Below are 18,508 nucleotides of genomic sequence, written 5' to 3' on the forward strand. Positions count from 1 at the left end.
TGTCGCTCATGAGCCAGGTGGGACACGCGACGGCGCGCGCTCTGCTGCGCAGACTGGCCGTCGAACAGGCCGAATGCAGGGTGCCGTCGCTGGCGGCGGCGATCGTGCGTGACGGGAGAGCGGCGTGGTTCGGCGGGCGCGGCCGGGTGGACGGCGCGCCGCCGACCCAGGCCACCCAGTACCGGATCGGCTCGATCACCAAGAGCATGATCGCCGTCGTGGTCATGCGGCTGCGCGACGAGGGCGCGCTGCGGCTGTCCGACCCGCTGCAGGAGCACCTGCCGGGCACGTCGCTGGGCCACCTGAGCATCGCCCAGCTGCTGTCGCACACCGCCGGCCTGACCGCCGAGCCGCCCACCGCCTGGTGGGAGCGCACCCCCGGCCTGCCCGTCGCCGACCTGCTGGAACGCCTCGGGCCCGAGGAGCTCAAGCACCGGCCGGGGCGCCGCTTCCACTACTCCAACGTCGGCTTCGCCCTGCTGGGCGAGCTGGTGGCCAGGCTGCGCGGCACCACCTGGCTCAAGGCGCTGCAGTCGGAGGTGCTCGACCCGCTCGGCATGAACGACACCACCGCCCGGCCGCGCGCCCCGCACGCCACCGGATACGCCGTCCACCCCTACGCCGACGTGGTGCTGGCCGAGCCGGAGCACGACGCCGAGGCGATGGGCCCGGCCGGGCAGCTGTGGTCCACGCCGCACGACCTGGCCCGGTGGGCGGCCTTCCTGGGCGGCGACACCGCCGGGGTGCTGTGCGGCGACACGCTGGCCGAGATGCGCGAGCCGGTCGGGGTGGACGACGGCGACGCCTGGACCGGCGGGTTCGGGCTGGGCCTGCAGCTGTCCCGCACCGGCGGGCGGCGCCTGGCGGGGCACTCGGGGTCGATGCCGGGGTTCGTGTCCACGGTGTGGGCCGACCCGGCCGACGGGGTGGGGGTGCTGTTCATGGCCAACACCACCTCGGGGATGACCGGCTCGCTGCTGACCGACCTGCTGGACATCCTGGAGGAGTACGAGCCGCGCCTGCCGGACGAATGGCAGCCGGTCGCCGCCGACCCCGCCCTGCTGGCGCTGACCGGGCTGTGGCATTGGGGGCCCAAGCCGTACACGCTGCGGCTGCTGCCCGAGCGCGCCCTGTGGCTGGAGCCGGTCGCGGGCGGCGGGCGGGCCTCACGGTTCGTGCCGCAGGCCGACGGGACGTGGCTCGGACTCGACGGCTACTACGCCGGGGAGACGCTGCGGGTGGCCGCCGACCACCTCGACCTCAACACCTTCATCTTCACCCGCACCCCCTACGACCCGCAGGCGCCGGTGCCGGGCGGGGCCGGCGACTGGCACGCTTGAAAGCCCGCCGCCCGCCACGCCCGCGGGCGCGCCGTCGAGCGGGCCCACGACCGATGACGTACGTGTACGCGGGCGCCGCCGTCCACCTCCAGGCACCGCCGGAGCAGGTGTTCGCGCTGATCACCGACTGGCGCCGGCACCGGGAGTGGATGTTCATGACCGACGCCCGCCAGGTCGGCGAACACACCGTCGAGGCCTACACCGGAGTGCGGCCGTTCGGATTCCTCGACACCATGACGATCACGACCTGGCAGCCCCCGTCCCTGGTGCGGGTCACCCACACGGGCCGGCTCGTCCGCGGCCACGGCGCCATCCGGATCCGGGCCCAGGACGGCGGCAGCCGCGTCATCTGGGCCGAGCGCCTGCGACTGCCGTTCGGGCCGCTGGGCCGGGCCCTGTGGCCGTTCGCCCGCCCGGTCGCCGTCGCGCTCCTGCGCCACTCGTTGCGCAACCTGTCCGGCCTGCTGAACCCCCGAACCTAGACGGCGGGTCAGCCCGTGCGCACCGCCTGGCGGGCGACCGCGGCGGCGAAGGCCGAGATCACCGGGTGCGGGCGCCGCCCGTCCCCGTACAGCTCCGGCTGGAACAACGTGGCCAGGAAGAACGGGTGACCGGGCAGCTCGGCCACCCGCACCGTCCCGTCGTCGGCGTGCCCGGAGAACACCAGCCCGTGCCCGGTCAGCGCCCGGGTGTAGGTCTCGTTCAGGCCGTAGGAGCAGATGTAGGACTCCATCGTGGCGGGCACGCCCATGATCTGCTCCATCAGCGTGCCGGGCGTGATCCGCACCCGCCCCTCGTGCCCGGCCAGCGAGCACGCCATCGGCGTCAGCAGGAAGTCACGCGCGTCCGGCTCGTTCTCGGCGTGCGCCACGTCCAGCCCGCACACGTGCCGCGCGAACTCCAGCAGCATGTGCTGGAACCCCGCGCACGTGCCCAGGAACGGGATCCCGTGCTCCCGGGCGACCCGCGCCGCCTCCACCGCGCCCGCCTCGTCCCGGTACGGGCTCCCGGGCACGACCCAGATGCCGTCGAAACCCTCCAGACCGGACACGTCGGTGGTGGAGATCCAGTACGGGTCGAGCGCGATGCCGTCCCGCTCCCGCAACGTCTCGACGACCAGCGGAATCCGGGCATGCGAACGAACACTGGGGGACCGATCCCCCACAAGGGCGATTCTCATGCCCCTCATCCTGACCGCCGCCCCGGGTTAAGCGCCAACGATGATTCCTGCACCTGCTATAAGCATCACTGATGGACCCTCACTTGCTGACCACGTTCGTGACCGTCGCCCGGCACGGCTCCTTCTCCGCGGCCGCCGCCGAGCTCGGCTACACCCAGTCGGCCGTCTCCCAGCAGATCGCCGCCCTGGAGACCGACCTCGGCCTGCCCCTGCTGCTGCGCCGCCCGGTCGAGCCCACCGAGGCCGGCCGGCGGCTGCTGGAGCACGCCGGGCCGCTGCTGCTGCGCCTGCGCGCGGCCCGAGCCGACGTGCTGCGCGCCGCAGCCCGGCCCGGGCACCGGCTGCGGCTGGCCGCCACCCCGCTGGCCGTCAACCCCGTCGTGGCCGCCCGGCTGGCGCGGGCGCGCGCCGGCAACGCCCGCCTGGAGGTGAGCCTGCACACCTGCGGAGGCGACCAGGTCGTCGCGATGGTCGCCGAAGGGCGGGCCGAGCTGGGCCTGGCCGACGGCCTGGCCGCCCCGTCCGACCCGCTGCGCCTGCCGGACGCCGGGCCGATGACGACCGTCGGGGTGAGCGAGGAGGAGCTGGTCGTGGCCCTGCCCGCCGGCCATCCCCTGGCCGGGCGGGCGGCGCTGGGACTGGCCGACCTGGTGGACGCGCGCTGGCTGCAGACCCCGCTGTGCCCGCTGGCCCGGCTGCGCGACCTGGTGGGCGATGGGTTCCCCGTCGGGCTGGACTACCACGGGGACAACGTGCACACCGTGCTCAACCTGGTGGCCGCCGACCACGGCCTGACCCTCCTGCCCGCCTCCACCCTGCCCAGCGCGGCCCTGCCCGGGGATGCGGCGGCCGGGGACGCGGCGGCCGCGTGCGGGGTGCCGCTGGCCGCGCCCCGGCTGGTGCACCGCGTCGAGCTGCTGCACGGCGCCCTTCCCCCAGGCCCGGCCGCCGACCTGGCCGCCGTCCTGTCAGGGTGACAGCGCCGCCTATCGCCGCCGCGCCTGACGGCTCACGCGCTGACCAGCGCCGCCGGGTCGCGTTCCGGCGGGCCGGCGGGCCACCACTCGCCCTCCACCCGGGTGAAGGGATACCAGCGGCCGTCGCGGCCGTAACGCAGCTGCAGGGGGCCGAGGGTCCAGCGGTTGCGCCAGGACTCCACCGCCGGCGGGTGCTCGCCCTCCCACCCGGCCGCCAGCAGGGCCTGCGCCCTGGCCAGGTCCTGGCGGGGCGGCGTCCAGGCGTGCTCCAGCACCTCCAGGCCGTCCGCGCCGCCGTACCGCCACGCCCGCACTGCCGCCTCCAGCCCGAGGTCCAGGTCGTGCTCGGCGGCCAGGCGCACCCGGTCCTGATATTCCGACAGCTCCGGCAGCCGCCCGTGCAGCAGCAGCTGACGCGCCCGCCAGGCGGCCGAGGCCGTCAGCACCGCCAGGGCGGCCACGTCCACACCCGGCGCCGGGTCCAGCACGGGCGGGGCGAAGGCGACGTCGAGCGGCGGGGGCTCGGGCAGCGCGGGCACGCCCGCCGCGAACGCCTCCACCGCCAGCATCCCCACGGCCACGCCCGGCGGGGCCGGGGCCTGGCGCCCTTGCAGGGCCTCCAGCAGCTCCCGCTCGCCGCGCCCGCGCATCAGCAGCAGCACGAACGGGTCCGCGTCCAGCAGCCACGACGCCTGGTAGCACAGGGCGGCCGCGTGCTTGCACGGATGCCCCCAATCCGGGCACGAGCACTCCGGCTCCAGGTCGCCGACGGCCGGCAGCAGCGGCACGGCGGCGTCCTCGGCGGCCTCCACCAGGTCGTGCGGCATGTCCCGGTCGAGCAGGGCCGCGATGTGCCCGCTCTTGGCGGCCACCTGGTCGAGGAAACGTTCCCAGGCGGCGTCGCCGAGCTGCTCGACGCGCACGACGGTGTCGTACTCGCTCTCGGTCACGGCGGCGATGCGGCCGGGGCTGACGGTGATGGGGCCGACCTGGCCGGTCTTGGCGTACGCGCGGCCCTTGCGCAGCAGCACCTGGTCCAGTGAGGTGTCCTCCATGGCCTTGACCCAGGCCCGCCCCCACCAGGAGGTGGCGAAACGGGCGCCGGCGCGCTGGGGAGGGAAGGCGGCGAAGCCGCGGGCATCGGTCATCTGAGCTCCACGAGGGCGGCGAGTTCGGCGTCGGTCAGCTCGGTCAGGGCGGCTTCCCCGGAGGCCAGCACGGCCTCGGCCAGCGCGCGTTTGGCGCCGAGCATCTCGGCGATGCGGTCCTCGATCGTGCCTTCGGCGATCAGCCGGTGGACCTGGACGGGCCGGGTCTGGCCGATGCGGTAGGCGCGGTCGGTGGCCTGGTCCTCGACGGCGGGGTTCCACCAGCGGTCGTAGTGGATGACGTGGTCGGCGCGGGTGAGGTTCAGGCCGGTGCCGGCGGCTTTCAGCGACAGCAGGAACACCGGCGCCCGGCCGTCCTGGAAGCGCTCGACCATCTCCTCGCGGCGGGCGACCGGGGTGCCGCCGTGCAGGAGCTGGCTGGCCACGCCCCTGGCGGTCAGGTGGCGTTCCAGCAGGCGGGCCATGGTGACGTACTGGGTGAACACCAGCACCGCGCCGTCCTCGGCCACGATGGTGTCGATCAGCTCGTCCAGCAGCTCCAGCTTGCCCGAGCGGCCGGGCAGGCGCGGCGCGGCCTCGCGCAGGTACTGGGCGGGGTGGTTGCAGATCTGCTTGAGCCCCGTCAGCAGCTTGACGATCAGGCCGCGCCTGGCCATGCCGCGGGCGTCGGCGATCTGGGCCATGCTCTCGCGTACGACGGCCTCGTACAGACCGGCCTGCTCGGTGGTGAGCGCGACCGGGCGGTCGGTCTCGGTCTTGGGCGGCAGCTCGGGCGCGATGCCGGGATCGCTCTTACGGCGCCGCAGCAGGAACGGCCCCACCAGCCGCGACAGGCGCTCGGCCGCCTGGCTGTCGCCCGACTCGACGGGTTTGGCCCACCGCGCCCTGAACCTGCCCAGCGGGCCCAGCAGCCCCGGCGTGGTCCAGTCGAGGATGGCCCACAGCTCCGACAGGTTGTTCTCCACGGGGGTGCCGGTCAGCGCGACGCGGGCCGCGGCCGGGATCTCGCGCAGGGCCTTGGCGGTGCCGGAGACGGGGTTCTTGACGTGCTGGGCCTCGTCGGCCACCACCAGCCCCCACGGGTGCGCGGCCAGGCGGGCCGCGTCCAGGCGCATGGTGCCGTACGTGGTCAGCGCGAACCCCTCATCGGGCAGCGTGCGCTGCGCCCCGTGGAAGCGGCGCACCGGCACGCCCGGCGCGAACCTGCCGATCTCCCGCTCCCAGTTGCCCAGCAGCGAGGCCGGGCAGACCACGAGCGTGGGCCCGGCCCCTTCACCGGCACCGGCCCGGTGCAGGTGCAGGGCGATCAGCGTGATCGTCTTGCCCAGGCCCATGTCGTCGGCCAGGCAGCCGCCCAGCCCGAGCGAGGTCATCTGGGCCAGCCAGCGCAGCCCGGCCAGCTGGTAGTCGCGCAAGGTGGCCGCCAGCCCTTCCGGAGAGGCGGCGTCGGCGGGCTGGGCCAGGCGTTCGCGCAGCTCGCGCAGCCAGGCGGTGGGCTCCACGGCGACCTGCTCGCCCTCGACCTCGACCGAGCCGGTCAGCGCGGCGCCCAGCGCCTCGATGCCGGTCAGGGGTTTGAGGTCGCGCTGGCGGGCCTTGCGGGCCAGGTCGGGGTCGATGAGCACCCACTGGTCGCGCAGGCGCACCACCGGGCGGTGGGCCTCGGCCAGCCGGTCCATCTCGGCCGCGCTCAGGCGCTCGCCGCCGAGCGCGAGCTGCCAGTTGAAGCTGGCCAGGTGCTGCCCGCCGAGGAACGACGGCAGGTCGGACGGCTTGTCGTCGCGCTCGCCGACGACGGCGCGCGCGCTCAGGCCGCGTACCAGGGCCTTGGGCCAGTGCACCTCGACGCCGGCGGCGGCAAGGCGTTCGGCGGCGCCGGCGAGCAGCTGCTCGACGTCGCCGTCGGTGAGGGTGAGCTCGTCGGGGACGGGGCTGTCGAGCAGCCGTTCCAGGCGTGGCCAGGTGCGGGCGGCCCGGCGCACGGCCAGCGTGGCCTCGATCCTGGCGCGCGGGCCGAAGCCCTCCTCGCGGCCCTGCCACAGGTCGGCCGCGTCGACGATGAGCGAGGGGTCGGCCAGGCTGTGCAGCTGGACGACCGCGCGGAACTCGGCGGCGGCCAGATCGTCGGCCTCCAGGCGCAGCGACAGCCGCACGCCCGAGTCGAGGCCGGCCGCGACCTCCTCGGCCCAGGGGCGCAGGTGCGCCACCTTGACGGGTCCGGCGGCGGCGAAGGCGGTGGTGCCGGTGGCCCGTACGGCGCCGGGCGAGCGCGGCATCGCGTCGGCGACCGCGTCGAGGAACGCGCGCACGAGCGGCTCGGCCTCCGGCAGCTTCGGCATTGGGCCCGGTTGGAGGGGGATGGCGCGGGCCGCGGCGGGCATGGCGGCGGCCAGCTCGCGTACCCGCTGGATGTCGGCGGCGTCCAGCGGGCCCGCGCGCCACGAGTCGTGCTCGCCCGCCGACACGCCCGGCAGGATGCGGCCCCGGGTGACAAGTTGGAGCGCCACCAGCGCGGCCGCGCCCCAGAAGCGGGTCGCCGGGTGGGCCCGCGGGTCCATGCGCGCCCTGGCCAGCGCCGCCACCGCTTCCCCCACCGGGACGAGGGTGGCCGCGACCTCGCGCGTGCGCACCGCGCCGTCGTGCTCCTCGGCCACCGTCACGACCGAGGGCCCGTCCGGGTCGAGGAAGGTCACCTGGCCGGACCTGGGTGGGTCGCCGGGTTGGAAGACTGCCGCGTGCTGGGCCAGATCCGTCGAGAAGCTCACGGCCGTACAGTGTACGGTACGTAGGGGTGAGGTTTACCGCACCTCGCGGCCGGAAGTCCGCCTCATTCCGGGCATATCTGATCTTCCCTACCCTTGAGCCCATGACTGATTGGCTGGTTGGACTGATGGAGGCGCTCGGCGCGCCCGGGGCCGGGCTCGCGATCGCGCTGGAGAACCTCTTCCCTCCCCTGCCCAGCGAGGTGATCCTGCCGCTGGCGGGCTTCACCGCGGCCAGGGGCGAGATGGACCTGCTGGACGTGCTGGTGTGGACGACGCTCGGCTCGGTGATCGGGGCGCTGGCGCTGTACTGGGTGGGGGCGCTGCTGGGCCGCGAGCGCACGCTGGCCATCGCCGCCAAGCTGCCGCTGGTCAAGACGTCCGACATCGAGAAGACCGAGGCGTGGTTCCTCAAGCACGGCCGCAAGACGGTGTTCTTCGGGCGGATGATCCCCATCTTCCGCAGCCTCATCTCCGTGCCGGCGGGTGTCGAACGGATGCCGATGGTGCCGTTCACCCTGCTGACGGCCACCGGCAGCCTGATCTGGAACACCATCTTCGTGATGGCCGGCTACCTGCTGGGCGACAACTGGTCGGTGGTGGAGGCGTACGTGGGCGTCGGCACCAACGTGGTGATCGCGCTGGTGGTGCTGGCGCTGGTGGTGTTCGTCGGGGTGCGGCTGGCCGAGCGGCGCAAGGGCAGGCATGCGAGTCGCCGCTGAGGGGCTGCGGCTGCTGGGCGCGGTGGCGCTGGGCGCCGTCACCGCGCCGGCCGAGCTGATCTTCCTGGTGCTGACGCTCCCCCTGCTGGGCAACCCGAACGTGGCCGCCGCGGCCCGCCGGCTGGCCCGCCTGGAGGCCCGCCGCCTGCGCCTGGACCCCGCTGCCCTCCAGGACGGCAGACCCGTGCCCTACCTGGCCGCCCGCGTCCCGGTCGGGGTGCTGGGCGGGCTGGTGATCACCTTGCTCGTGTACGGGATCTGGACCGGCGTCCTCCTGCTCACCGCCTGGGCGCGCGGCGAGCGCTTCGACGGGATGGCGCCCTCGCTCCCGCTGGTCGCCTACCTGGCGGTCGGCGGGATCGTCCTGCTGTTCCTGGACCTGTCGGGCGTGGTGGGCGTGCACGCGCTGGAACGGCGGCTGGCGCTGCGCATGCTCGGCCCCGACCCCACCCGGGCCCTCGAACGCAGGATCGCCGAGCTGTCCGAGAGCCGCGCCGGCATCGTGGCCGCCGTGGACTCCGAACGCCGCCGGATCGAACGCGACCTGCACGACGGCCTGCAGCAGCGCCTGGTGGCGCTGTCGATGCTGGTCGGGCGGGCCAAGCGGGGCCGGGCCGAACTGCTGGAGCAGGCCCACCAGGAGGCGCAGCAGGCGCTGGCCGAGCTGCGCGAGGTGGCCTGGCGGGTCTATCCCAGCGGCCTGGACACCCTGGGCCTGGGTGAGGCGCTGGCGGGGGTGGCCGAACGGTCCGGCGTCCCGGTCAAGGTAACCTGCGACCTGCGGCGTCGGCCGCCGATGGCGGTGGAGACGGCGGCGTACTTCGTGGTGTGCGAGGCCGTCACCAACGCCGCCAAGCACTCCGGCGCCACGCTCATCATGGTCGAGGTGCACGAGGAGGACGCCGCGGTGCTCGTACGGGTGCGAGACGACGGCGAGGGCGGCGCCCAGGCCACGGGCGGCGGACTGTCGGGGCTGGCCAGGCGGGTGGCGGCGCTGGACGGCGGCTTCGAGGTGCACAGCCCGGCCGGCGGGCCGACCACGATCACGGCGGTGCTGCCGTGCGGGTGATCCTGGCCGAGGACTCCACGCTGCTGCGCGAGGGCCTGGTGCGGCTGCTGCTGGAGGAGGGCCACAAGGTGCCGGCCGCCGTCAGCGACGGCGACGCGCTGGTCGCCGCGGTGGCCGAGCACCGGCCGGACATCGTGGTAGTGGACGTGCGCATGCCGCCGACCCACACCGACGAGGGCCTGCGGGCGGCGCTGGAGATCAGGCGGCGCTGGCCCGCGGTGAGGGTGCTGGTGCTGTCGCAGTACGTGGAGAAAAGGTACGCCACCGAGCTGATGAGCGCGGACGTCGAGGGCGTCGGCTACCTGCTCAAGGACCGGGTGGCGCAGGTCGGCGACTTCCTGGACGCGCTGGAGCGCGTCGGCGCGGGCGGAGCGGCGTTCGACCCCGAGGTGGTGCGGCAACTGCTGGCCCGCACCAGCCAGGTGGACCCGCTGGCCCGGCTGACGGCGCGGGAGCGGGAGGTGCTGGAACGCATGGCGCAGGGGCTGACCAACGCCTCGATCGCCCAGGCGCTGCACGTGTCGCAGAGCGCGGTGGAGAAGCACGTGAACTCGCTGTTCGACAAGCTGCGGCTGTCGCACACGACCGGCTACAGCCGCCGCGTACTGGCTGTGCTGCACTTCCTGGAGTCCTGACCCCATTCCACCGACAAGGAGTCGAACCCGTCATGACGAAGACCGCCGCGGCCAAGCTGCTCATCAAACCGGAGTCCCGGGTGTGGATCTCCGACGCCGCCCACCTGCCGCTCCTCGGGCCGCTGCCCGAGGGCGCCGCACACGTCGCGGACCTCAAGGAGGCGGACGTGGCGCTCGTCTTCGCCGCCGACGCCGCTTCGGTGCGGCGGCTCCTGGACCGCCATCGCGACCAGGTGACCGAACCGCCGGTGCTGTGGATCGCCTATCCCAAGGGGAACAAGGCCGACATCAACCGCGACACGCTCTGGCCCATCGTGGGCGAGTACGGGCTGCGGCCCAACGGGCAGGTGGCGGTGGACGAGGTGTGGTCGGCCCTGCGCTTCCGCGCCCTCAAGGAGGGCGAGCCCCCGTTCACGGGCGGCCGCTGAGCCCTCCTTCAGGCGTTCGGTGGCGTGATGTCGGCGCCGTGGACGGTGGCTCCCGGTCGAGCGGCACGGGGCGAGTCGGCGGCTCAGGCCGGTCTTCATGATTACGCCGTAGTCGACCTCCTCCACCACGGCGCCGCTTTCGTCCACCGCCCCTCTACGTCCTGCCCGTGTCCCACACCTGGACCCACGTCCCCGGGGTGACGCTCCTGGGCGACGCCGCCCACCTGATGCCCCCATTGGGGGTGGGCGCGAACCTCGCGATGCTGGAGGGCGCCGAACTCGCCGAGACCATCTCTGCCGACCCTGGAGATCTGGACGAGGCCGTCCGCGCCTTCGAGGAACAGATGTGGGCACGGGCCGGCAGGTGGGCGGAGATCACGACGGCCGGTCTGGAACGCCTCGTGAGCCCGGACCCCGCCGAAGCCCTCGCCCACTTCGCCCGACGTCCTGCTCATCTGCTCGGCCGCCACCACCGGTGAGGACCTGGTCAGCGGGCCTCGTGGGCCCAGCGGTCGGTGAAGAGCCGGTCGGTGGGCGGGTCGCCGGGCAGCGGGTTCGGGTGGCAGGTGCGCAGGCCGTCCACGGCGATGGCGAGAACGCGCTTGTGCGCGTCGGCGGCGGCTTGGACGAGGTCGTCGCGCCCCTGCTTGCGCAACTGGTCCAGGGCGGGTGATCTGCCGTACTGCTCGATCAGCAGCGAGATGTCGACGGCGGTGACGTCCGGCCTGAGCACACCGGCCTGGTGGGCACGCTCGACGAGCGCGGCCAGCAACGCGTCGGAGCGGTTGGATTTGGCCTGCATCTCTTCGGTGACCTCGATGGTGCCGGCGATCGGGGCGAGCGATCCTTGGCCGAACTCGGCGCAGGTGACGATGAACCCGGCCAGCCCTTCCCATGGATCGTCCTCGGCGAGACCTCGTTCCGCGGCCTGGTTCCAGCTGTCGAGGGACAGCTCGGCCAACCGCTGGAAGAGCTCCTCCTTCGTGCGGTAGCGGCGGTAGAGGCTGCCGATGCCGACCCCGGCGGCCGCCGCGATGGCCGCGGCCACCGCGGGCACCCTCCCGTTCGCCTTCGCCACCGCCGACACCGACCCGTTCCTGCTGGGCGCGGCGCTACTGGTGCGCGGGATCGGGTTCGGCGTCGCCGGCCTGCCCGTCAGCGTCGCCGTCTACCGCACCCTGCACCCGGCCGCCATCCCGCACGCCACCAGCGCCAGCACCATCGTGCAACGCGTCGGCGCCGCCACCGGCACCGCGCTGATGGCCGTCATCCTCCAGAGCGGCGGCTTCGCCTCAGCCCTGACGTGGATGTTCATCCTCACCGCGACCGGCCTGGCCATGGCCGTCTTCCTGCCCGGCCGTGTACGACCGTCAACCGCCACGCCGTAAGGGACCAATTCATGATCAACGTGGGAACTACTCCCGGTGTCGTAGTCCGGCCGGTCGTTGATCCCGGTGCGGTAGCGGCAGATGACTTCCCTTGAGGGACGCCCCTGAGCAGCGGCTGGACGACGATTACGGTCATGAGAACCCCAGCCGGACACGACCCGGCCGCTACCGAGATGTCGCAGCGGCACCACACCGAACCGAGCCCGTCGACCGGCTTCGATCCTGCGGAGCTGCAGTCCGCCCTGGACGGGGTCCACCGTGCCGGGGTGCCGGGTGTGTTCGCCGAGGTACGCGACGAGGGCCGGGTATGGCGCGGCGCCTCCGGGGTCGCCGATCTCGAGACCAGCCGCCCCATGCGGCCCGACCTGCGACATCGCGTCGGCAGCACCACCAAGACCTTCACCGCCGCCGCGATCATGCAGCAGGTCGAGAACGACCGGATCGCGCTCGACGCCCCGATCGGCCGGCAGCTTCCGCACCTGGTGCCGGGCGAACGCGGCGAGCAGATCACGGTGCGGATGCTGCTCAACCACACCAGCGGCATCGCCGAGTACCTTTTGGCCGCGTTCCCGTCCCTCCGGAAGTTCCCTTCCCTGCCGGAGATGTCGCCCGAGAGCCTGGACGGCAACCGGTTCAGGCGGTTCCGTCCGGCCGAGCTGATCGGGATGGGGCTCGCGGCCGGCGCCGTCGGCGAGCCCGGAGGCCCCACGGGCGTGTACTCCAACACCAATTACCTGATCCTCGTCCAGCTCCTGGAGCACGTGACCGGCACCACGGCAGAGCAGTACATCACCCGGAACGTCATCGAGCGCGCCGGGCTCCGCAACACCGCGTTCCCGGACGGGCCGCGCATCGAGGAGCCGCACCCGCGGATGTACGAGGCGTTCCACGGCCTGGTCGACCCGCCGCGCGACTACAGCGTCTATGACATGTCCTGGGTCAGGGGGACCGCCTCCCTGGTGTCGACCGTGGAGGATCTCAACCGCTTCTACCGCCGCCTGCTCGCCGGCGAGATCGTCCAGCCGTCGTCGCTGGCGCAGATGCGGCGCACCCTGCCGGTCCGCTCGCATGCAGGGGAGCGGATCGACTACGGCCTCGGCCTGCAGCGCAAGGACACAGACCGCGGCACCTTCTGGGGCCACGAGGGCACGGTCTGGGGAGCCGGAACGGCCTGCTGGACCAGCGCCGACGGCAGGCGGCAGATGTCCCTCGCGATGAACCTCCAAAGATGGACCAGACCCGACGCCTCGGGCCGGCCGCGGCCCCACCCCATCGACGACGCGCTGTCGGCCTTCTACCAGTACGCGCTGTGCGGCCACAGGAAGGTGGTCTCGGCATGACCCTCACCCCGATCGATCTCTTCGCCTCCTCCATCCGCCTCCACCAGGGCGGCAGGATCCACACCGGCAACAGGACCACGGACGCCGACCAGGACGGCTGGCAGCTGACGGCCTTCCACGCGAAGACCGACGCCGACGTCCACGCCGGCCACTGGGAGGTCCACCCCGAGGCCGAGGAGATCGTGTCCTGCCTCATCGGGAAGATACGCCTCTACCTGCGTCCGGAGCGGCCCGGACAGCAGGAGGAGGAGATCCGGCTGGTGGCCGGCACCGCCGCCATCGTCCCGCGCGGGCGATGGCATCGCATCGAGCTGGACATCCCCAGCAACATCATGGCCGTCACCCTGCCGCGCGGCAGCCGGTTGGAGAAGCGGACCGAAGCCTCCTGACCCCGTCGCGCTGACGAAGGTCCTCACCAACCTGTGTCTCAACCAGCTCACCTCCGCGCGGGCGCGCCGCGAGACCTACGTGGGCCGATGGCTGCCCGAGCCGCTGCTCGCCGGTGACCCGATGCTCGGCCCGGCCGACACCGCCGAGCAGCGCGAATCGGTCTCGTACGCGGTCCTCACCCTCATGGAGCGCCTGTCCCCCAACGAGCGGGCCGTGTACGTGCTGCGGGAGGCCTTCGACTACCCGCACCGGGAGATCGCCGAAATCCTCGACATCACCGAGGCCGCCAGCCAGCAGATCTTCCACCGCGCCAAGAAGCACGTCGCCGACGGCAAAGCCCGCACCGAGATCGACGAGGCCGCCGCCCGGCGCATCGTCGAGGAGTTCCTCGCGGCCGCCACCAGCGGCCAGACCGACGAGCTCGTACGCCTGCTCACCAAGGACGCCATCTCCGTCGGCGACGGCGGAGGGAAGATCCCGGCCCGCGTCAAGCCGTTCGAGGGCGCCGTCGCGGTCGCGACGTTCCTGTGGGGCCTGTTCAAACCCGGCCAGGCCAAGCAGGCCCTGGTCGGCGGCAAGCCCGAGGTCCACGCCTGGACCGCCAACGGCGACCCCGCCGTCGTGGCCGTCCTGGACGGCCGGGTCGTCGGCGTCATGTGCCTGGAGGTCACCGCCGAGGGCATCGCCGCGTTCCGCAACCAGATCAACCCCGACAAGCTCGAACGCGCGACCGCGCGGTGGGCGGCCGCCGACCACGGGGAGCCGCTGTTCAACGCCTTCTAGCCGTTGTGTGAGGTGTTTCACACCACATTCCTGTCAGGAAACGCCGGGCCGCCCGGTTCAAGGGGCAAACCCGCGCCAGACAGGAGCAAGGAAATGCGGCACCGCATCATCGTCCTGGGAGCCGGCTACACCGGCGCCATCGCCGCCGGCCGCCTCGCCAAGCGGCTACGCCGCGAGGACGTCGCCATCACCCTCGTCAACGCCGAGCCCGACTTCGTGGAACGCGTCCGCATGCACCAGCTGGCGACCGGCCAGGACCTCAAGCCGCGGCCGTTCAGCGAGATGCTCGCGGGCACCGGCGTGGAGCTGAGGCTCGCGAAGGTCGTCGGCGTCGACGTCGACCACAAGACCGTCACCATCACGAACGACAGCGCCCCGACCACGCCCGAGCCCAGCACGGGCTTGACCGCGCCCGAGCCCGGCACCAGCTTGACCGCGCCCGAGCCCGGCGCAGAAGAACTCCCCTACGACACCCTCGTCTACGCCCTCGGCAGCGGCTGGAACGCCCAAGGCGTCCCCGGGACCGCCCAGCACGCCTACGAGATCGCCGGCCGCCCCGGAGCGCTCCGGCTGCGCGAGCGCCTGGCCGGCCTCGACGCCGGGCAGAGCGTGGTCGTCGTCGGCGGCGGCCTCACCGGCCTGGAGGCCGCGACCGAGATCGCCGAGGCCCGCCCGGACCTCGACGTCGCCCTCGCCGCCGGCGGCGGCCTCGGCGACTGGCTCTCCCCCAAGGGCCGCGAACACCTGCGGAAGGTCTTCGGCAAGCTCGGCATCACCGCATACGAGCACGCCACCGTCACCGGCGTCGAAGCCGACCGCGTCACCACCGCCGACGGCAACGCCATCCCGGCCGCGGTCACCGTGTGGACCGCCGGCTTCGCCGTCCACCCGATCGCGCAGGCGAGCGCCCTGGAGGTCACCGCCGCCGGCCAGATCGTGGTCGACGGGACCATGCGCTCGGTCTCACACCCGGACGTGTACGCCATCGGCGACGCGGCCATGGCGATGGGCCCCGGGAACAAGCCGCTGCGGATGTCGTGCGCCTCGGGAACCCCGGCCGCCTGGCAGGCCGCCGACGCGATCGCGGCGCGCCTGACCGGCGGCAAGCTCCCGAACATGCCGATCCGCTACTTCAACCAGTGCATCTCACTGGGCCGCAAGGAGGGGCTGATCCAGTACGTCACCGCCGACGACCGCGCCGTGCAGGCGATCCTGACCGGCCGGCTCGCCGCCGTCTACAAGGAACTGATCTGCAAGGGCGCCGCCTGGGGCGTCGCCAACCCGACACTCGGGCTGCCCACCCGCCGCCGCCCCCTCACCCGGGAGCAGACCCCGGCGGACTCGTCGGCCAAAGCGCCGGCGTAGAGCACGAAACGGAACCAGGCTCAGGAGCCGTCGCCAGGCCGGAGCCGAACGCGAGCCCGGCGGGGAGCTGCGCTAGCCTTCCGGCGGCAGGGCTTCAAGGACGGGGCTGGGATGACGCGAGAGACGGATTTCGAGGAACTGCGACCGCTGCTGTTCTCGATCGCTTATCGGATCCTGGGCAGCGTGACCGAGGCCGAGGACGCCGTCCAGGAGAGCTGGCTGCGCTTCGAGGCCTCCCCCACCCAGCCCACCTCGACCAAGGCCTTCCTCTCCGCGACGGTCACCAGGATCTCGATCGACGTGCTGGGCTCGGCCCGGGTTCGCCGGGAGAGGTACGTCGGGCCGTGGTTCCCCGAGCCGCTGCTCGCCGACCCCTATGAGGATCCGGCACGCTCGGCGGAGTTGGCCGACTCGGTGTCGATCGCGGCCCTGTTGCTGCTGGAACGGCTCAGCCCGCTCGAACGGGCGGTTTTCGTGCTGCGGGAGGTGTTCGACTTCGGCTTTCCCGAGGTCGCGTCCGCGGTGGGGCGCTCGGAGGCGGCGTGCCGGCAGCTCGCGGTGCGGGCGCGGCGCCACATGGCCGCGGGCCGGCCCCGCTTCGCGGCGAACCGCAAAGAGCGGGAGGAGCTGGCGTCGCGGTTCTTCGACGCCCTCCGCGAAGGCGACGTCGCCGGCCTGCAGAAGCTGCTCGCCGCCGAGGTGTCGATGGTCGGCGACGGCGGCGGCAAGGCCCCGCAGCTGGCCAGAGCCATCGCCGGCGCCGAGAACGTGGCCCGGCTGCTCGCCTCCGTCATCCCCCGGATGGCCCAGGTCGAGATCACGTTCGAGCCGCACGAGCTCAACGGCCAGCCGGGCGCGATCTTCCGCGACCGGGACGGCAAGGTGCTCCACACCCTGGCGCTCGACGTACTCGACGGGCAGGTCCAGACGATCCACATGGTGATCAACCCCGAGAAGCTCGGGCACCTGGGCCCGGTGGCGGACGCCTGGGCGCTCGACCGCGAGGTGAGGCAGGCCCGCCGGTCCGCGGAATGAGGTAGGACGCGCCGCCCGGACGTCACACCGGCTTCCGGTCCGCCCGATCCCGCCGAGCCCGCTCCCGTGCGCGGGCCAGCGCCGTCTCCCGTGCGAGCGCTTCCTTGGCCGCCTCGATCTCCTCCTCAGCCGGCCCGCTCGCCGTCTCGGGCTCGGTCGCCCAACGGACCTGCTCCAGGTCCCGCGCCGCTTCCTCGTCGGCGCGTTCCCCCCGCCAGCCCGCGTCCGGCCGCCACTCGCGGCGCCGCCTGCCGGCCTCCTGCCCGCGCTCCACCATGGCCCGGGCCGCCTTCGGCGACGCCAGGGCCAGCCACTCGCGGGCCAGTGCCGCCCACGCGTTCGCATCCGTCACGATGCCCACCCCATCCGCCGATCCGTACCCGGTGAACATCCAACCATCGACCACCCTGACCGCTGGGCGTGGAGGCGAGGTTCACTCGGGTCGGCCGACCCGGACACGCCGGCGGCTGACATTTTGCGGCATCCGGCATAGTTCCGTGGCACCCGCTCGTCCTTGGTGGGTGACATCAAGAGGAGGACGGGTGGATCCAGGCTTTGAGGCGGCTCTGCGGCAGTTCGTCATCGACAGGTCGGGCGCGCTGTTCCGCACGGCGTACCTGCTGACCGGCGACCGGCACGCCGCCGAGGACCTCGTCCAGTCGGCCCTGGCGAAGACGGCCGCGCGGTGGCGCGGTCTGCGCGACCCCGAGGCCATCGAGGGATACGTCCGCCGCACCATGTACCACGAGCAGGTGAGCTGGTGGCGCCGCCGGTCGCGGGTCGTGGAGGTGAGCACGGACGAGCGGCTCGACCGGGCCGGCGACGGGCATGCCGAGGCGGCGGACCTGCGAGTGACGATGCGGGCGGCGCTGTCCCGGCTGACGCCCCGGCAGCGGACCATGCTCGTCCTGCGCTACTTCGAGGACAAGTCGGAGACCGAGATCGCACGCCTGCTGGGCGTGCGGGTGGGCTCGGTCCGCAGCCAGATCTACCGATCGCTGGAGCGGCTGAAGAAGTCCGCCCCCGAACTGAGCACTGTGAGGGAGCTCCGTTGAACGTCGAGAACCTGCTGCGTGAGACCCTCGCCGACATGGCGGACGAGCAGGTGCCGCCGCCCCCGGCCCGCTTCCTCCCGCCGCACCGCCCTGCCCACCGGAGGGGCGCCGCCCTGGCGGCCGCGGTCACCGTCGTCGCCCTGGCCGTGGGCGGCACGATCGCCGTCAGGACCCTCTCGCCCGAGGCGGGCCGGCCGCAGGCACCCGTGGCCGCGCGTCCCGAGCCGGAGCGGACGCGCAAGGTGACCATCAATGAGGGATGGCGGGTCTCCCTCCTGTTCGACAACCTCTCCCGCGTGACCGGCGAGCCCGCGGAGTCGTTCGCGCGGGCCGCCGAGGACGGCCGGGCGCTGGGCCTGCCTCCGTACGCCAAGGGCAGGTTGGAGGGCTTCGCCCACCCCGGGACGTACAGGTTCGCCGACTCCGCCACCCCCGCCGAGATCCTGACCGCGATGGTGGCCCGGTTCCGCGAGACGGCGGACGAGCTCGGTCTGGCCTCCCGGCGCGCCCCCTTGGACGTCGTCATCATCGCCAGCCTCGTCCAGGCCGAGTCGCCCACCGAGGCCGACATGCCGAAGGTGGCCCGCGTCATCCACAACCGCCTGGCCCGCGGCATGCTGCTGCACCTCGACAGCACCGTCCTCTACGGCCTCGGCGAGTACCGCGGCAACGTCACGGTCGAGGACACCAAGCTGCGTTCGCCGTACAACACCTACCGCCATCGCGGGCTGCCTCCGGGGCCCATCTCCAACCCCGGTGAGGCCGCGCTCAAGGCCGCCCTCCACCCGGCCGCGGGATCCTGGCTCTATTTCGTGGCCACCGACCCGAAGCGCGGCACCCTGGAGTTCGCCACGTCCGGGAAGGAGTACGCCGAGCTCGTCGAACGCGCGCGGCAGTCCGGTTAGCGCGTCACGCGCACGAGCTGCTCGT

At 73.3% G+C, this 18,508-nt stretch carries 21 protein-coding genes; 16 read left to right on the forward strand and 5 right to left on the reverse strand.

The window, feature by feature from the left end:
• The first annotated feature begins 8 nt into the window (after positions 1–8).
• Both ABZS69_RS47055 and ABZS69_RS47060 read left to right on the forward strand, forming a co-directional pair.
• Positions 9–1,340: a serine hydrolase domain-containing protein gene (locus tag ABZS69_RS47055; protein WP_355385157.1), complete on the forward strand. Its 1,332-nt coding sequence runs from the start codon at positions 9–11 to the stop codon at positions 1,338–1,340.
• Between the two features lie 53 nt (positions 1,341–1,393).
• A complete protein-coding gene (locus ABZS69_RS47060) occupies positions 1,394–1,822 on the forward strand; it encodes an SRPBCC family protein (protein WP_355385160.1) in 429 nt (142 codons plus the stop codon).
• 8 nt (positions 1,823–1,830) lie between these two features.
• On the opposite strand, the gene ABZS69_RS47065 is transcribed toward ABZS69_RS47060, so the two are convergent.
• Positions 1,831–2,520 carry a gamma-glutamyl-gamma-aminobutyrate hydrolase family protein gene (locus ABZS69_RS47065; RefSeq protein WP_355385163.1) on the reverse strand — a complete coding sequence of 230 codons (690 nt, stop codon included), beginning with the start codon at positions 2,518–2,520 and terminating at the stop codon, positions 1,831–1,833.
• 71 nt (positions 2,521–2,591) lie between these two features.
• Here ABZS69_RS47065 and ABZS69_RS47070 point away from each other — a divergent pair, with 71 nt between their 5' ends.
• The gene (locus ABZS69_RS47070) at positions 2,592–3,497 is read left to right on the forward strand and encodes a LysR family transcriptional regulator (RefSeq protein ID WP_355385166.1); all 906 of its coding nucleotides are present in this window, start codon (positions 2,592–2,594) and stop codon (positions 3,495–3,497) included.
• Positions 3,498–3,529: 32 nt separating this feature from the next.
• Here ABZS69_RS47070 and ABZS69_RS47075 read toward each other — a convergent pair whose 3' ends face one another.
• The gene (locus tag ABZS69_RS47075) at positions 3,530–4,645 is read right to left on the reverse strand and encodes an SWIM zinc finger family protein (protein ID WP_355385169.1); all 1,116 of its coding nucleotides are present in this window, start codon (positions 4,643–4,645) and stop codon (positions 3,530–3,532) included.
• Positions 4,642–7,371 (reverse strand): DEAD/DEAH box helicase, encoded by a 2,730-nt coding sequence (locus ABZS69_RS47080; RefSeq protein ID WP_355385172.1) that lies wholly within the window; start codon positions 7,369–7,371, stop codon positions 4,642–4,644. Before ABZS69_RS47080 ends, ABZS69_RS47075 begins: the two co-directional genes overlap by 4 nt.
• Positions 7,372–7,472: 101 nt before the next feature.
• Between ABZS69_RS47080 and ABZS69_RS47085 the strand changes: the two genes are divergently transcribed.
• The 5 genes from ABZS69_RS47085 (at position 7,473) to ABZS69_RS47105 (ending at position 10,701) form a co-directional block, all read left to right on the forward strand.
• Entirely contained in the window at positions 7,473–8,090 is a 618-nt protein-coding gene (locus ABZS69_RS47085; protein ID WP_355385175.1) for a DedA family protein, read from the forward strand.
• A complete protein-coding gene (locus tag ABZS69_RS47090; protein WP_355385178.1) occupies positions 8,074–9,159 on the forward strand; it encodes a histidine kinase in 1,086 nt (361 codons plus the stop codon). The genes ABZS69_RS47085 and ABZS69_RS47090 overlap by 17 nt, the downstream gene beginning before the upstream one ends.
• Positions 9,150–9,794 (forward strand): response regulator transcription factor, encoded by a 645-nt coding sequence (locus ABZS69_RS47095; RefSeq protein ID WP_355385181.1) that lies wholly within the window; start codon positions 9,150–9,152, stop codon positions 9,792–9,794. The genes ABZS69_RS47090 and ABZS69_RS47095 overlap by 10 nt, the downstream gene beginning before the upstream one ends.
• Positions 9,795–9,826: 32 nt before the next feature.
• Positions 9,827–10,222: a hypothetical protein gene (locus ABZS69_RS47100; RefSeq protein WP_355385184.1), complete on the forward strand. Its 396-nt coding sequence runs from the start codon at positions 9,827–9,829 to the stop codon at positions 10,220–10,222.
• A gap of 167 nt (positions 10,223–10,389) precedes the next feature.
• Complete coding sequence (locus ABZS69_RS47105; RefSeq protein WP_355385187.1) at positions 10,390–10,701, forward strand: hypothetical protein; 312 nt, start codon at positions 10,390–10,392, stop codon at positions 10,699–10,701.
• 8 nt (positions 10,702–10,709) lie between these two features.
• Here the strand turns inward: ABZS69_RS47105 and ABZS69_RS47110 are convergent, their stop codons facing one another.
• A complete protein-coding gene (locus ABZS69_RS47110; protein ID WP_355385190.1) occupies positions 10,710–11,270 on the reverse strand; it encodes a TetR/AcrR family transcriptional regulator in 561 nt (186 codons plus the stop codon).
• Between ABZS69_RS47110 and ABZS69_RS47115 the strand changes: the two genes are divergently transcribed.
• From ABZS69_RS47115 to ABZS69_RS47140, 6 genes are all read left to right on the forward strand, one after another.
• Positions 11,233–11,610, forward strand: coding sequence for a hypothetical protein (locus ABZS69_RS47115; RefSeq protein ID WP_355385193.1), 378 nt, complete (start codon positions 11,233–11,235; stop codon positions 11,608–11,610). The two genes, ABZS69_RS47110 and ABZS69_RS47115, sit on opposite strands and share 38 nt — an antisense overlap.
• Before the next feature lie 134 nt (positions 11,611–11,744).
• Complete coding sequence (locus ABZS69_RS47120; protein WP_355385196.1) at positions 11,745–12,950, forward strand: serine hydrolase domain-containing protein; 1,206 nt, start codon at positions 11,745–11,747, stop codon at positions 12,948–12,950.
• On the forward strand, positions 12,947–13,339 hold the full coding sequence (locus ABZS69_RS47125; RefSeq protein ID WP_355385199.1) for a cupin: 393 nt from the start codon (positions 12,947–12,949) through the stop codon (positions 13,337–13,339). The genes ABZS69_RS47120 and ABZS69_RS47125 overlap by 4 nt, the downstream gene beginning before the upstream one ends.
• Positions 13,340–13,418: 79 nt before the next feature.
• Positions 13,419–14,123 carry a sigma factor-like helix-turn-helix DNA-binding protein gene (locus ABZS69_RS47130; RefSeq protein ID WP_355385202.1) on the forward strand — a complete coding sequence of 235 codons (705 nt, stop codon included), beginning with the start codon at positions 13,419–13,421 and terminating at the stop codon, positions 14,121–14,123.
• Positions 14,124–14,216: 93 nt separating this feature from the next.
• Positions 14,217–15,488 (forward strand): FAD-dependent oxidoreductase, encoded by a 1,272-nt coding sequence (locus ABZS69_RS47135; RefSeq protein ID WP_355385205.1) that lies wholly within the window; start codon positions 14,217–14,219, stop codon positions 15,486–15,488.
• 111 nt (positions 15,489–15,599) lie between these two features.
• Positions 15,600–16,523 (forward strand): RNA polymerase sigma-70 factor, encoded by a 924-nt coding sequence (locus ABZS69_RS47140; protein WP_355385208.1) that lies wholly within the window; start codon positions 15,600–15,602, stop codon positions 16,521–16,523.
• 22 nt (positions 16,524–16,545) lie between these two features.
• Here the strand turns inward: ABZS69_RS47140 and ABZS69_RS47145 are convergent, their stop codons facing one another.
• A complete protein-coding gene (locus ABZS69_RS47145; RefSeq protein ID WP_355385210.1) occupies positions 16,546–16,875 on the reverse strand; it encodes a hypothetical protein in 330 nt (109 codons plus the stop codon).
• A 190-nt stretch (positions 16,876–17,065) separates the two neighbouring features.
• Here ABZS69_RS47145 and ABZS69_RS47150 point away from each other — a divergent pair, with 190 nt between their 5' ends.
• The gene (locus tag ABZS69_RS47150; protein ID WP_355385213.1) at positions 17,066–17,578 is read left to right on the forward strand and encodes a SigE family RNA polymerase sigma factor; all 513 of its coding nucleotides are present in this window, start codon (positions 17,066–17,068) and stop codon (positions 17,576–17,578) included.
• Positions 17,575–18,483, forward strand: a complete 909-nt coding sequence (gene mltG, locus ABZS69_RS47155) for an endolytic transglycosylase MltG (protein ID WP_355385216.1) — start codon at positions 17,575–17,577, stop codon at positions 18,481–18,483. The genes ABZS69_RS47150 and mltG overlap by 4 nt, the downstream gene beginning before the upstream one ends.
• The last annotated feature ends 25 nt before the right edge of the window (positions 18,484–18,508 follow it).

Source organism: Nonomuraea sp. NPDC005650 (assembly GCF_040605375.1).
GTDB lineage: Bacteria > Actinomycetota > Actinomycetes > Streptosporangiales > Streptosporangiaceae > Nonomuraea.

Bases quoted from the DNA above. Each gene is read 5' to 3' on its own strand.
- ABZS69_RS47120 (WP_355385196.1), top strand. From the start codon at position 11,745: ATGAGAACCCCAGCCGGACACGACCCGGCCGCTACCGAGATGTCGCAG.
- ABZS69_RS47090 (WP_355385178.1), top strand. From the start codon at position 8,074: ATGCGAGTCGCCGCTGAGGGGCTGCGGCTGCTGGGCGCGGTGGCGCTG.
- ABZS69_RS47085 (WP_355385175.1), top strand. From the start codon at position 7,473: ATGACTGATTGGCTGGTTGGACTGATGGAGGCGCTCGGCGCGCCCGGG.
- ABZS69_RS47055 (WP_355385157.1), top strand. From the start codon at position 9: ATGAGCCAGGTGGGACACGCGACGGCGCGCGCTCTGCTGCGCAGACTG.
- ABZS69_RS47070 (WP_355385166.1), top strand. From the start codon at position 2,592: ATGGACCCTCACTTGCTGACCACGTTCGTGACCGTCGCCCGGCACGGC.
- ABZS69_RS47125 (WP_355385199.1), top strand. From the start codon at position 12,947: ATGACCCTCACCCCGATCGATCTCTTCGCCTCCTCCATCCGCCTCCAC.
- ABZS69_RS47100 (WP_355385184.1), top strand. From the start codon at position 9,827: ATGACGAAGACCGCCGCGGCCAAGCTGCTCATCAAACCGGAGTCCCGG.
- ABZS69_RS47140 (WP_355385208.1), top strand. From the start codon at position 15,600: ATGACGCGAGAGACGGATTTCGAGGAACTGCGACCGCTGCTGTTCTCG.
- ABZS69_RS47135 (WP_355385205.1), top strand. From the start codon at position 14,217: ATGCGGCACCGCATCATCGTCCTGGGAGCCGGCTACACCGGCGCCATC.
- ABZS69_RS47115 (WP_355385193.1), top strand. From the start codon at position 11,233: ATGCCGACCCCGGCGGCCGCCGCGATGGCCGCGGCCACCGCGGGCACC.
- ABZS69_RS47060 (WP_355385160.1), top strand. From the start codon at position 1,394: ATGACGTACGTGTACGCGGGCGCCGCCGTCCACCTCCAGGCACCGCCG.
- ABZS69_RS47075 (WP_355385169.1), bottom strand. From the start codon at position 4,645: ATGACCGATGCCCGCGGCTTCGCCGCCTTCCCTCCCCAGCGCGCCGGC.
- ABZS69_RS47065 (WP_355385163.1), bottom strand. From the start codon at position 2,520: ATGAGAATCGCCCTTGTGGGGGATCGGTCCCCCAGTGTTCGTTCGCAT.